Consider the following 11,993-nt stretch of genomic DNA (forward strand, 5'->3'; position numbering starts at 1 on the left):
TGGTTGCCTAAAGGCGAGGGTTCGGACAGATGCCAGCATCCCGACTGATTATTCTGGGCGTGGCGGTGGCTGCGGCGGGTGGTGCAGGTTATGTCGCCAAGAATATGGTGGCGGTCCCGCCCCAGCAGGTCGTCGCCGATGCCCCGCAGGCGCCGGCCATTGCCTTGCAGGATGTGCTCGTGCTTTCCGGCGACGTGCCGATGGGCAGCCCACTTGAGAACAATCTCAGCTGGGAGTCCTGGCCGTCCGATGGCATCAATGCGAATTTCATCACCCGTGCCGCCGAACCCGAAGCGCGGGAGAAACTGAAGGGCTCCGTCGCCCGCATGGCGATGTACACCGGTGAGCCGCTGCGGCGCTCCAAGCTGATCGGCGAGGGGCAAAGCTTCATGTCTTCGATCCTGCCCACCGGCATGCGTGCCGTCGCCACCGCGATCTCGGCTGACACGTCGGCAGGCGGGTTCATCCTGCCCAACGATTTTGTCGACGTCATCATGACCCGCAGATCCGACACCGGCAACGGCGGCAGCGGATTCACCACCGAGACCATCCTCAAGAACATCCGCGTCCTGGCGATCGATCAGACCATCCAGGAGGACGAGGAAGGCAAGAAGACCAGGGTCGGACAGACGGCGACGCTGGAGCTGACGCCGCAGCAGGCCGAGATCATAACCGTCGCCCAGCAGATGGCCGATCGCCTGACGCTGGCGCTGCGCTCGATCACCGACAACAAGGAAAAGGGTACCGATGAAGCCGACTACCTCGTTTCCGGCAGTGGGCGGCGCGGAACGGTGCGGTTGATCAAATCGGGCGAAGTTTCCGAAGTAGGGGCAAGGAAATGAGGTTAGTCGCTAAACTGCCGGTCACCATGGCTGCAGCCGTCGGCCTGCTTTTCCTCGGAGCCCATGCAAGTGGCCTCGGCGACGCCAAGGCCGCCGGAAAGAGCGTCGGGGTCACGGCCTCGACCGCCACGCAACGTGTCAAGCTCGGCCTCAACAAATCGGTCGTCATCGATCTGCCGAGCGACGCCTACGACATCCTTGTCGCCAATCCCGCGGTCGCCGATGCGGTGACCCGCACCGCAAGGCGCATCTATCTGTTCGGCAAGTCGGTGGGCGAAACCAACATCTTCGTCTTCGGTCCCAATGGCGAGCAGATTGCCAGCCTGGATCTGGCCGTCGAACGCGACGTCGCCGGATTGGAAGACTACCTCAAGCGCTTCCTTCCGAATGCCGAGATCAAGGTCGAATTGCTGAACGACAACGTCGTCCTGACCGGGACGGTGGATACGCCGCTCGATGCCAAGCGCGCCGTCGATCTGGCAACCATCTTCGTGTCCGGAGGTGAAGCGACGACGGGCCAGTATTCGCAGACCGCGGCCGGCGGCAATGCCAATGGCGGCGTCGACATCAACAACCCGGATGCCGAACGCCGGGTCTCGAAGATCGTCAACCTGCTACAGATCATCGGCGACGACCAGGTGACGCTGAAGGTGACCGTGGCCGAAGTCAGCCGCTCGGTGATGAAGCAGCTCGGCGTCAACATGGTTGGCAGCGGCAGCATGGACGGCATCGCTTACGGTGCGCTGAGTTCGCCCAACTACGGTTTGGGAAAGCCGCTTTCGCAGAATTCAGGCTTTAACTTGGGCGGCAGTGGCCTCAAAGCCTACATCAATGCCATGGAGCAAAGCGGCGTCATGAAGACGCTTGCAGAACCGACCCTCACCGCGGTTTCGGGCGAGAAGGCAACGTTCAGGGTCGGCGGCGAATTCAATCTCATCACGGCACGTACGAACAACGTTTCGACCGACAACCAGACCGGCCAGGTCACCTACACCAACGAAAAGCTGGAATACGGCATAGGCCTCGAGTTCCAGCCCGTTGTGCTGTCGGCGGGTCGGATCAGCCTCAAGGTCAGAACATCGGTTTCGGAGCCGACCTCGGAAGGTGCTACCACCCTGGAAGGCGGCGGCAGCTTGCCCGGCCTGACGCTTCTGTCGATCCGCAAGAGACTTGCCGACACCACCGTCGAATTGCCGTCGGGCGGTTCGATGATGATTGCCGGCCTCGTTCGCGACGACGTCCGCCAGGCTGTATCGGGCTTGCCCGGCCTGACCAAGATCCCGGTGCTCGGCACGCTATTCCGCAGCCGCGATTTCGTCCGCAATGAAACTGAACTGGTCATCATCATCACGCCTTATCTGGCTCGGCCGGTGGCGCGCAACGACCTGGCTAAGCCGGACGACAATTTCAATGCCGCCGGCGATGGTCCGGCCATGTTCCTTGGCCGCGTCAACCGCGTCTACGGCACCATGCAGACCGACAAGCCCAACGGCCGCTACCACGGCGTTGTCGGCTTCATCTACAAGTAAGCGGGGAAGCGGACATGTCTCAGTCAGCATCAAAGGTACTGGCGATTGCCGCAACGGCATGGTCTGGCCGTGGCCGGATCCGCCGATCGGCAATGCCGATCCTGGCGGTCGCGATCGCCGCCTCGCTTGCCGGTTGCGCTAAGCGCGACAGCATCACGGTTGGGGCGATTCCCGATGATTATCGCACCACGCATCCGATCGTAATTGCTGAGAAGAACCAGAAGCTCGACCTCCCGGTCGGCGCCGGCGATCGCGGCATGACCGGCTCGCAGCGCGACACGCTTCTGGGCTTCCTCGACGGTTACGACAAGAGCGCTGCCCCGGCGCTGACGATCGCAACCCCGATCGGCTCGGCTAATGAGGTCGCGGCGACTGCCGCGGCGCGCGATTTCGCAAGGCTGGCGGTTGCCAGCGGCATCAAGCTAAACCGGATCGTGGTGACCTCCTACCAGTCGGTTTCCCCGGAAGCGTCGGCGCCTATCCGCGTTTCCTATATTTCGGTGAGAGCCCAGACCGACAAATGCGGGCGCTGGCCCGAAGACATCCTCGAAACCTCCGAAAACAAGCACTACGCCGATTACGGCTGCTCGTCTCAAAACAACCTCGCCGCGCAACTCGCCAATCCGACCGATCTGCTCGGGCCAAGAAAGTCGTCCGACATCGACGCCGAGAACCGCGGCGCGGTGATCGACGTCTACCGCGGCAGAGGTATTTCGGACGAGTTCCTCGGCAATTCGGAAGTGACGTACTAGGAGCGCCGGTCCCGCGTAGAGACCGGAAGAGAAGTCACGGAAAAGAGCATGACAATGAGCAATCTTGCCTACGATACGCCCGTAGACGGCGGCGACAGCTCGCAATTGGATATTGCCGCGATGGAGGCGCTGCGGCCGGTTCCGCGTATTTCCATCCAGGCATTTTGCGAGACGGAAGGTGTCGCGCATCCGGTGGAGCGGGCCGGCGAGGATCGCCGCATGGCCAAGGCGCATCTGAAAGTGCATATGGGCGGCATCGCCACGGCGATCGAATTCTACCAATCCGCGCCGACGCCGAACCTCATCCTTCTGGAGTCGCGCAGCGAACCGAAGCAGTTGCTGGAGCAGCTTGCCCAGCTTTCAGAATATTGCGATCCCTCCTCTAAAGTCGTGGTGATCGGCCACTACAACGATGTCGGTCTTTACCGCGAACTCATCCGCTTCGGTATTTCCGAATACGTCATCGCGCCCGTGTCGATGGCCGATATTGTCTCGGTGGTTTCGTCGATCTTCGTCGATCCGGAAGCCGAGCCGATCGGCCGCTCGATCGCCTTCGTCGGCGCCAAGGGTGGCGTCGGCTCCTCGACCATCGCCCACAATGTGGCGTGGGCGATGTCATCGCTGTTCAAGTCGGAAGTGGTCGTCGCCGATCTCGACCTGGCTTTCGGGACGGCCAACATAAACTTCGACCAGGACCCTGCGCAAGGCATCGCCGAGGCCGTGTTTTCGCCCGAACGCGTCGACGAGGTTTATCTCGACCGTCTGCTTGCCCAGTGCGCCGAACATCTGTCGCTGCTCGCCGCGCCCTCCACCCTCGAACGTGTCTATGATTTCGATCCCGATGCCTTCACGCAACTCATCGATACCGCCCAGCGCAGCGTGCCGCTGCTGGTGCTCGACGTCCCCCATATCTGGACGGGCTGGACCAAGAACACACTGATCAAGGCCGACGAGATCGTCATCACTGCGACGCCGGAATTGGCCAATCTGCGCAACACCAAGAATCTGGTCGATATGCTGACGCGGCTTCGCCCGAACGATCCGCCGCCGAAACTGATCATCAATCAGGCCGGCGTGCCGAAACGGCCCGAGATTTCCGCTTCCGACTTCGCCGAGCCGCTCAGCCTCACGCCGATGTCGGTCATCGCCTTCGACCCGTTGTTGTTTGGAAATGCCGCGAACAACGGCCGCATGCTGGGCGAGATGGATCCCAAGAGCCCGGTCGTCGGCATGATCAACGAAATCGCGCACGTGCTGACCGGTCGCAGCGAAATCAAGGCCAGGAAGAAGGCAGGCCTTGGCGGCCTCCTCGGCAAGCTCTCGCGTAACAAGAAATGACGCTTCTCAAGCGAAATTGGTAGTCGATCATGTTTGGAAAAAGAGGCTCCGACGACGGCGGCCGGTTCACCCCGGAGTTCCGTCAGCCAGCGTCAGCGGCGCCGGCTGCTGCAACGCCTGCGGAGATGGCGGTACTTGCCCGACCCCCGGCAGCGCCGCCGCCGGGAGCGCTGGCAACGCCGCCAACTCGCCGTGCCGTTGAGGCGCCGTCGATGGCGCCGGAGCCGCCAAAAAAGATCCAGCGCGAAAAAAGCGAAACCTACTACGACACCAAGAGCCAGGTCTTCTCCGCGCTCATCGACACCATTGACCTGTCGCAACTTGCGAAACTCGATCCCGAGAGCGCGCGCGAGGAAATCCGCGATATCGTCAACGACATCATCGCCATCAAAAATTTCGCAATGTCGATCGCCGAGCAGGAAGAGTTGCTCGACGACATCTGCAACGATGTGCTAGGCTACGGGCCGCTGGAACCGCTGCTCGCCCGCGACGATATCGCCGACATCATGGTCAACGGCTCCAAGAACGTCTACATCGAAGTCAACGGCAAGGTCGAACAGACCGGCATCCGCTTCCGCGACAATCAGCAGCTGCTCAACATCTGCCAGCGCATCGTCAGCCAAGTTGGCCGCCGCGTCGACGAATCGAGCCCGATCTGTGACGCCCGTCTTCCTGACGGGTCTCGCGTCAACGTGATCGCGCCGCCGCTCTCCATCGACGGCACCGCGCTCACCATCCGCAAGTTCAAGAAGGACAAGCTGACGCTCGATCAGCTGGTCAAGTTCGGCGCCATCTCGCCGCAGGGCGCCGAGATACTCAAGATTATCGGCCGCGTCCGCTGCAACATCGTCATCTCCGGCGGTACCGGCTCCGGCAAGACGACGCTGCTCAACTGCTTGACCAACTATATCGACCGCGAGGAACGCGTCATCACCTGCGAGGACTCGGCCGAACTGCAACTGCAGCAGCCGCACGTGGTACGTCTCGAAACCCGCCCGCCCAATCTCGAGGGCGAAGGCGAGGTGACCATGCGCGACCTGGTCAAGAACTGCTTGCGCATGCGGCCCGAACGCATCATCGTGGGCGAAGTGCGCGGACCGGAGGTTTTCGACCTGCTGCAGGCGATGAACACCGGCCATGACGGGTCGATGGGAACGATCCACTCCAACAGCCCGCGCGAATGCCTGAACCGTATCGAATCGATGATCGCCATGGGCGGCTATTCGCTGCCGCAGAAGACCGTGCGTGAAATCGTCGTCGGCTCCGTCGATGTCATCATCCAGGCAGCACGCCTTCGCGACGGCTCGCGCCGCATCACCCACATCACCGAGGTGATCGGCATGGAAGGTGACGTCATCATCACGCAGGACATCGTGCTCTACAACATCAAGGGCGAGGACTCGAACGGAAGGCTGCTTGGCGAGCATGTGTCGACCGGCATCGGCCGTCCGCATTTCTGGGATCGCGCCCGCTACTATGGCGAGGAACAGCGCCTCGCCAATGCTCTGGAATCGATGGAGAAACGCGCTGACTAACGCATATCCAGGCGTGGGGACTGAGGTCGATGTTCGGAATTGATACCACCGTGCTGGCGTTCATCGTGCTCGCCGGCTTCAGCGCCGGTGCGGTCGCCTATGCCTTCCTGTTCACCAAGATGAGCAACGAGAAGCAGGCCGGCAAGCGGCTCGAGACGATCAAGGCCGCCGAGACCGATCGTTCGGTCGTCAAGGCTTCGCGCGACCGTGTCGCGGAGGCGGTCAAGCGGCGTAAATCTGTCCAGGACACGCTGAAACAGCTCGACGAAAAGCAGAAAACCAACGAACTCGCCGTCAAGAAGCCGCCGTTGAAGGCCCAGATTCGTCAGGCCGGCATGCAGGTCTCGATCGAGCGTTTCTATATCTACTCCGTCATTTGCGGCATCGCGCTGACGGTGCTCGCCTATCTCGCCGGCGCGCCGCTACTTGTCCTGCCGGGTACGCTTCTGGCCGGCGCGCTCGGCCTGCCGCGCTGGTTCGTCTCGTTTCGCCGCGCGCGCCGGGTAAAGGCGTTCCTCAACGAATTTCCCAACTCCCTCGACATCATCGTGCGCGCCGTCAAATCCGGACTGCCGCTCAACGACGCCATTCGCCTGATCGCCAATGAATCGCCGGAGCCGGTCAAGACCGAGTTCCGCCGGATCGTCGATTCGCAGCAGGTTGGCATGTCCATCCCCGACGCCACCTTGCGCATGGCTGAGACCATGCCGTGCAGCGAGGCAAGTTTCTTCGGAATCGTTATCCAGATCCAGTCACAGGCCGGCGGTAATCTCTCCGAGGCGCTAGGCAACCTTTCGCGCGTGCTTCGCGATCGCAAGAAAATGAAAGCCAAGGTCCAGGCGCTGTCCATGGAAGCGAAGGCGTCGGCCGTCATCATCGGCGCGCTGCCTATTGTCGTCGCCCTTCTCGTCTATCTGTCGAGCCCGAACTACATCATGCCGCTGTTCACCACCAGCACCGGCAATCTGATCCTTGGCTGTTCCGGCGTGTGGATGTCGATCGGCATTCTGGTGATGCGCAAGATGATGAACTTTGAAGTTTAGGCCCACCTTGGAAAGCTCGAACGAAAAGACTGAAAACGGATGACCGACCAAGTCGTAAAATCGCTGACCGATCCTGCCTTCCTGATCGCATTGCTGGTCGGCGTTGCGGTGTTCGCGACCGTCTTCACGTTGCTGCCGGCGCTTGGCGGCAATCAGCTCAAGGCGCGCATGAAATCGGTGGCGCTGGAGCGTGACGAATTGCGCGCCAAGCAGCGCTCGCGGCTTGCCAACGAAGCCGATCGCCGCCGCAAGGGGCTGCGCGAAGAGCAGTCGATCGGCATGCGCAACATCGTCGACAGGCTCGACCTGCGGCGTGCGTTGGCCGATGAAGGCACGTTGCAGAAGCTCAAGGTGGCGGGCTTTCGTGGCCAAAACCCGCTGACGCGCTTCCTGTTTTTCCGCCTGATCCTGCCGTTTGTGGGTTTCGCGCTGGCAGCGATCTATCTGTTCGTGCTCGGCGGACTGCCTGACCGGCCGGCCTTCGCGAAACTGTTCGTCTGCATTCTCGTCGCCTACGCCGGCTTCTACGCGCCGATCCTTTACGTCAACAATCGTGCCGCCAAGCGCAAGCAGTCGATCCAGGCGGCGTGGCCGGATGCGCTCGACCTGATGCTGATCTGCGTCGAGTCGGGCATGTCGGTCGAGGCTGCCTTGCGCAAGGTCTCCGAGGAGATCGGTTCGCAATCGGTGGCGCTGGCGGAGGAATTCGTGCTGACCAATGCCGAACTCTCTTATCTGCAGGAACGCAAGCAGGCTTATGAAAACCTGTCGGCTCGTACCGGCCTGGAATCGGTGAAGTCAGTGTCCCAGGCACTGGTCCAGGCGGAACGCTACGGCACACCCGTGGCGCACGCATTGCGCGTGCTGGCCGCGGAAAGCCGCGACATGCGCATGAATGCAGCCGAGAAGAAGGCCGCCGCCCTGCCGCCGAAGCTTACCGTGCCGATGATCCTGTTCTTCCTGCCGGTTTTGTTCGCCATCATTCTGGGCCCAGCCGGCATTCAGGTCAGCCAGCGCGGCATCTTCGGCGACCAGCACAATTCCTCAAGCCAGTAGGCCTCGTTGCAGCCATACAAAGAGCCGCACTGCCAATGCAGTGCGGCTCTTGGCTTTCAGCGTTGATGCGTGGACGGATTTTGCGCTGTGCGGAGCCGGCGCCCATGCGGCGCTCAGTTGGTCGCCGCCTTTGCCTTGTCCTGATCCTTGAGCTGGCTCCAGGCGTTCTGCTGGGCAAGCATCTGGCGAAGATAGGCTACATTGGCTTGCGCCTGTTCCGGCGAAAGCTCCTGCGAGGCGATCTTCTCGGCCTCGTCGAAGCGGCCCTGCAGTCCCACGACCAGCGCAAGGTTCTGGCGCACCCGGCTGTCGGCATTCGGTTGCTGGGCTGCCGAGCGCATATAGGTCTCGGCGGTGCGCAGATCGCCTTCCAGCACATAGGACATGCCGAGATTGGAAAGGATCGAGGGTTCGTTCGGCTTGAGGTCCAGCGCCTTGCGGTAGTTCTGGCGCGCTTCATCCTTCTGGCCAAGCTGGTCGAGAATGGCGGCCTCGGCCGACATCAGCCGCCAGTCCGGATATTCCGGCGTCTGCGCCCGGCGCACGGCGTCGAGCGCCGGCTCGAACTGGCCGTTGGCGGCCAGCGCCTTGCCGTAGGCGGCAAGCACGTCGCGATCCTTGGGGTAGGCGATCGCCAGCTTGCGCATCACGGCAAGCGACTGGTCGGCATCGCCGTCCATCTGGAGCGCCGCCGCAAAATTTGTCGCCAGCCGCTTGTCGTTGGGGTTCTTTGCGTAGGATTCGCCGAGCCGCCCGGTTGCCCCGTGCAACTCGCTGGCCGACATGGTTTCCAGCGGTTTGCCGCTGGTGCGACCGATCGAGCCGGTCGTGAGCTTGCTGGTTCCGCACCCGGCAACACCGGCTGCAAGCGCCATCAGCAACGCTGTGGTGACCAACCGTTTGCCCGTGACGTTCATCCTGCGGTTGGTGGGCATCGGCACGGGGCTCTCCATTCCTGCGCGTGGCCATTCACGTGGCCATCTTCATCCCCGCAGAAATATTCTGTTAACCCTAACGGACAGTTAAAAAGCGAGCCGTCTGATCGGCGAACGGCCCGCCGGAAGCCATTGGCCTGGCATGTCCAATGTCTGGTCTCTGTGCATAGATGTTGAAATCATCCGACGTCCCTGTCACTTGACTGGGGACGATCTGCAAGCCTTCCCGGAGACCATCGAATGCCCGTCGAACTCATCGAGACACTAAACACTGCCTTGCCGGTCCATCTGGTCGCGAGGGATGGACTGGAGGCCTTGGGGCTTTCGCCTTCCACGATCGCATGGGCGGCCGCCAACGGCTTTTCCGGCGAAGCCGGCAGGACGCTCGCCGTCGCCGGCGACAACGGTTCCCTTGCCGGCGCCTTGTTCGGCGTCGGTGATGGCGAGGGGGCGCTGGCCGTCGGCATGCTGGCGAGAGCCTTGCCGGAAGGCGACTGGCATTTTGCCGCCGCTCCAGCCGAGCCGGAACTCGCGGCCATAGGCTTGGTGCTCGGCGGCTATGTCTTCACTCGCTACGGCAAGAAATCAGGCAAGGCGTTGCGTTTTGCGCTGCCGTCCGGCGCCGATGCGGGTCGTGTCCGGCGCATCGCCGACGGCGTCTTCCTGGCGCGCGACCTCGTCAACACGCCGACCAGCGACATGGGACCGGACGAGTTGGAGAAGGCCGTACGGACCCTGGCGGCCACTCACAAGGCCGAGGTATCGGTGATCAAGGGGGATGATCTCCTAAAGCAGAATTTCCCGATGATCCATGCGGTCGGCCGGGCCTCGGTCGGAGTGCCGCGCCTGATCGATATGGTTTGGGGACCGGAAGGCGCGCCGAAGGTGACGCTGGTCGGCAAGGGTGTCTGTTTCGACACTGGCGGCCTCGACATCAAGCCTTCGTCGGGCATGCTCTTGATGAAGAAGGATATGGGCGGCGCCGCCAATGTGCTGGGCCTGGCCTCGATGATCATGGCTGCCGGGCTGAAGGTCCGGCTGCGTGTCCTGATCCCAGCAGTCGAGAATTCGATTGCCGGCAACGCCTTTCGGCCTGGAGATGTACTGACCAGCCGCAAGGGCCTCACCGTCGAGATCGGCAACACCGACGCCGAAGGGCGGCTGGTGCTGGCCGATGCGCTGGCGCTGGCCGATGACGAGGAGCCGGAACTGCTGATCGACATGGCGACGCTGACCGGGGCAGCGCGTGTCGCGCTCGGCCCCGATCTGCCGCCTTTCTACACTGGCGACGAAGTGCTGGCGTCCGAACTGGCTGCGGCCTCCATGGCCGTCGAGGATCCGTTGTGGCGCATGCCGTTGTGGCGGCCCTATGACGCCAGGCTGGCGTCGAAGATCGCCGACATCAACAACGTCACCACCGACGGCTTCGCCGGTTCGGTCACCGCGGCGCTTTTCCTCAAGCGCTTTGTCGAACGGACAACGGGCTGGGCGCACTTCGACATCTTCGCCTGGAACCCGTCCGATCGCCCCTACGGACCCGCCGGCGGAGAGGCGCAAGGCATCCGTGCACTGGAGCGGGTCATCTCGAGGCGCTATGCCTAGGGTCGTGAGCAAAGCACACTGCCTCTAAACTGAAACGGAACCGAAACAATTTGCTGTCATGCTCGGGCGATGTCGATTTCGATGCGTCCGAGCCAGGCGATGCGGCTGTGGCAGCAGGTGATGCTGTCGCAGGTGCGCGCCGGCGCGCCAGATCTCACCATGCGCCAGACGGCGATCCTGTTCACCATCTATCTCGACCCGCCGCCGCACACGGTGCGCGGTCTAGCCGCCCGCCTCAATGTCACCAAGCCGGTTATCACCCGCGCGCTCGACACGATGGGTGCGCTGAAACTGGTGTCGCGCCATCGCGACGAGCTCGACAAGCGCAATGTGCTGATCCGGCGCACGGTCGAAGGCGCGCTCTTTGTCGAGCGCTTCGGGGATGGTATCGTTGCCAGGGCTCATGAACTGCCCATCTGATCAATCCATGAATTAGAACGAGTACCGATTTGACTGCCAGGGATGCCCGCCTCCACGCCTTCCGTTCCGACCTCGCCGATGCAAGGCTGAAAGGGAAGGTTTCGGCCGACCGCTTCGTCACCGGCCGTCCGGCTCGGATCACGGCCTCCGTGGCTGACGTGCGCAAGGCACCGCGCCCGGATGCCGGCGTCAACACGCAGGTACTGTTCGGCGACGATGTGCTTGTCTTCGAGGAAGCCGAGGGCTGGGCCTGGGTCCAGGCCGAACGCGACGGCTATGTCGGCTATGTCGGCGCCACCATGCTGGGCGCACCCGAGCATGCGCCAACCCACATCGTCACGGCGCCGCGCACTTTTCTCTATCCGGGCCCGGATCTGCGCTTTCCGATCAGCGGGCAATTGTCGATGGGCTCGACGGTGACGGTGATGGGCGCTGCCGAAACGCGCGGCACGCACTATGCGCTGTTGCCTTCCGGCGAGGCGCTGATCGGCGGCCATGTGCGCCCGGTCAGCGATATCGCAGCCGACTATGTCTCGGTCGCCGAGATGTTTATCGGCACGCCCTATCTCTGGGGCGGCACCTCCGGCTTCGGCATCGACTGTTCTGGCCTCGTGCAACTGGCCATGCGCATGGCCGGCCGCAATGTGCTGCGTGATTCCGACATGCAAGCGGCAGGCCTCGGCGAGCCGCTCGATCCGGGACCCGATTATGCCGGGCTGAAACGCGGTGACCTCGTGTTCTGGAAGGGGCATGTCGCGGTGATGACCGACGCCGAGACCATGATCCACGCCAACGGCCACACCATGCTGGTCTCGCGGGAAGGGCTGAAGGAGGCGATCGGCCGGATTGGGTATCTCTATGGCGGGCCGACGGGCTTTCGGCGGCCGTAGCGCCTCTTCCTTCGCCCCCGTTCACGGGGAGAAGGTGCCCCGAACGGCGGA

11 protein-coding genes are annotated in these 11,993 nt (G+C 62.7%); 10 read left to right on the forward strand and 1 reads right to left on the reverse strand.

The genetic code is table 11. The features are described 5' to 3' along the window. Positions 1–29 precede the first annotated feature (29 nt). The 7 genes from cpaB to NLY37_RS26965 are packed head-to-tail and all read left to right on the forward strand — an operon-like array spanning position 30 to position 8,095. Positions 30–842 (forward strand): Flp pilus assembly protein CpaB, encoded by an 813-nt coding sequence (gene cpaB, locus NLY37_RS26935; RefSeq protein ID WP_023681985.1) that lies wholly within the window; start codon positions 30–32, stop codon positions 840–842. Next, positions 839–2,371, forward strand: coding sequence for a type II and III secretion system protein family protein (locus tag NLY37_RS26940; protein WP_023681984.1), 1,533 nt, complete (start codon positions 839–841; stop codon positions 2,369–2,371). The genes cpaB and NLY37_RS26940 overlap by 4 nt, the downstream gene beginning before the upstream one ends. Positions 2,372–2,385: 14 nt before the next feature. Then, a complete protein-coding gene (locus NLY37_RS26945; RefSeq protein WP_023681983.1) occupies positions 2,386–3,123 on the forward strand; it encodes a CpaD family pilus assembly protein in 738 nt (245 codons plus the stop codon). 54 nt (positions 3,124–3,177) lie between these two features. After that, the gene (locus tag NLY37_RS26950) at positions 3,178–4,461 is read left to right on the forward strand and encodes a CpaE/TadZ family protein (protein WP_023740759.1); all 1,284 of its coding nucleotides are present in this window, start codon (positions 3,178–3,180) and stop codon (positions 4,459–4,461) included. Between the two features lie 29 nt (positions 4,462–4,490). Continuing rightward, positions 4,491–5,996 carry a TadA family conjugal transfer-associated ATPase gene (locus NLY37_RS26955; protein ID WP_023681981.1) on the forward strand — a complete coding sequence of 502 codons (1,506 nt, stop codon included), beginning with the start codon at positions 4,491–4,493 and terminating at the stop codon, positions 5,994–5,996. Between the two features lie 29 nt (positions 5,997–6,025). Beyond that, the gene (locus NLY37_RS26960) at positions 6,026–7,039 is read left to right on the forward strand and encodes a type II secretion system F family protein (RefSeq protein ID WP_023703461.1); all 1,014 of its coding nucleotides are present in this window, start codon (positions 6,026–6,028) and stop codon (positions 7,037–7,039) included. 39 nt (positions 7,040–7,078) lie between these two features. After that, the gene (locus tag NLY37_RS26965) at positions 7,079–8,095 is read left to right on the forward strand and encodes a type II secretion system F family protein (protein WP_023703460.1); all 1,017 of its coding nucleotides are present in this window, start codon (positions 7,079–7,081) and stop codon (positions 8,093–8,095) included. A gap of 113 nt (positions 8,096–8,208) precedes the next feature. Here NLY37_RS26965 and NLY37_RS26970 read toward each other — a convergent pair whose 3' ends face one another. Next, positions 8,209–9,030 carry a tetratricopeptide repeat protein gene (locus NLY37_RS26970; protein ID WP_023681978.1) on the reverse strand — a complete coding sequence of 274 codons (822 nt, stop codon included), beginning with the start codon at positions 9,028–9,030 and terminating at the stop codon, positions 8,209–8,211. A gap of 240 nt (positions 9,031–9,270) precedes the next feature. On the opposite strand from NLY37_RS26970, the gene NLY37_RS26975 reads away from it, so the two are divergent. The 3 genes from NLY37_RS26975 to NLY37_RS26985 all read left to right on the forward strand — a co-directional run bounded on the left by NLY37_RS26975 (position 9,271) and on the right by NLY37_RS26985 (position 11,942). Further along, positions 9,271–10,632: a leucyl aminopeptidase family protein gene (locus NLY37_RS26975; protein ID WP_023740758.1), complete on the forward strand. Its 1,362-nt coding sequence runs from the start codon at positions 9,271–9,273 to the stop codon at positions 10,630–10,632. 69 nt (positions 10,633–10,701) lie between these two features. After that, positions 10,702–11,052, forward strand: a complete 351-nt coding sequence (locus NLY37_RS26980) for a MarR family winged helix-turn-helix transcriptional regulator (protein ID WP_023669596.1) — start codon at positions 10,702–10,704, stop codon at positions 11,050–11,052. Between the two features lie 29 nt (positions 11,053–11,081). Then, a complete protein-coding gene (locus NLY37_RS26985; RefSeq protein ID WP_023740757.1) occupies positions 11,082–11,942 on the forward strand; it encodes a C40 family peptidase in 861 nt (286 codons plus the stop codon). Positions 11,943–11,993 lie beyond the last annotated feature (51 nt).

Origin of the sequence: Mesorhizobium sp. C395A (assembly GCF_030323205.1) — a bacterium.
Taxonomy (GTDB): domain Bacteria; phylum Pseudomonadota; class Alphaproteobacteria; order Rhizobiales; family Rhizobiaceae; genus Mesorhizobium.

Bases quoted from the DNA above. Each gene is read 5' to 3' on its own strand.
- cpaB (WP_023681985.1), top strand. From the start codon at position 30: ATGCCAGCATCCCGACTGATTATTCTGGGCGTGGCGGTGGCTGCGGCG.
- NLY37_RS26940 (WP_023681984.1), top strand. From the start codon at position 839: ATGAGGTTAGTCGCTAAACTGCCGGTCACCATGGCTGCAGCCGTCGGC.
- NLY37_RS26945 (WP_023681983.1), top strand. From the start codon at position 2,386: ATGTCTCAGTCAGCATCAAAGGTACTGGCGATTGCCGCAACGGCATGG.
- NLY37_RS26950 (WP_023740759.1), top strand. From the start codon at position 3,178: ATGAGCAATCTTGCCTACGATACGCCCGTAGACGGCGGCGACAGCTCG.
- NLY37_RS26955 (WP_023681981.1), top strand. From the start codon at position 4,491: ATGTTTGGAAAAAGAGGCTCCGACGACGGCGGCCGGTTCACCCCGGAG.
- NLY37_RS26960 (WP_023703461.1), top strand. From the start codon at position 6,026: ATGTTCGGAATTGATACCACCGTGCTGGCGTTCATCGTGCTCGCCGGC.
- NLY37_RS26965 (WP_023703460.1), top strand. From the start codon at position 7,079: ATGACCGACCAAGTCGTAAAATCGCTGACCGATCCTGCCTTCCTGATC.
- NLY37_RS26970 (WP_023681978.1), bottom strand. From the start codon at position 9,030: ATGCCCACCAACCGCAGGATGAACGTCACGGGCAAACGGTTGGTCACC.
- NLY37_RS26975 (WP_023740758.1), top strand. From the start codon at position 9,271: ATGCCCGTCGAACTCATCGAGACACTAAACACTGCCTTGCCGGTCCAT.
- NLY37_RS26980 (WP_023669596.1), top strand. From the start codon at position 10,702: ATGTCGATTTCGATGCGTCCGAGCCAGGCGATGCGGCTGTGGCAGCAG.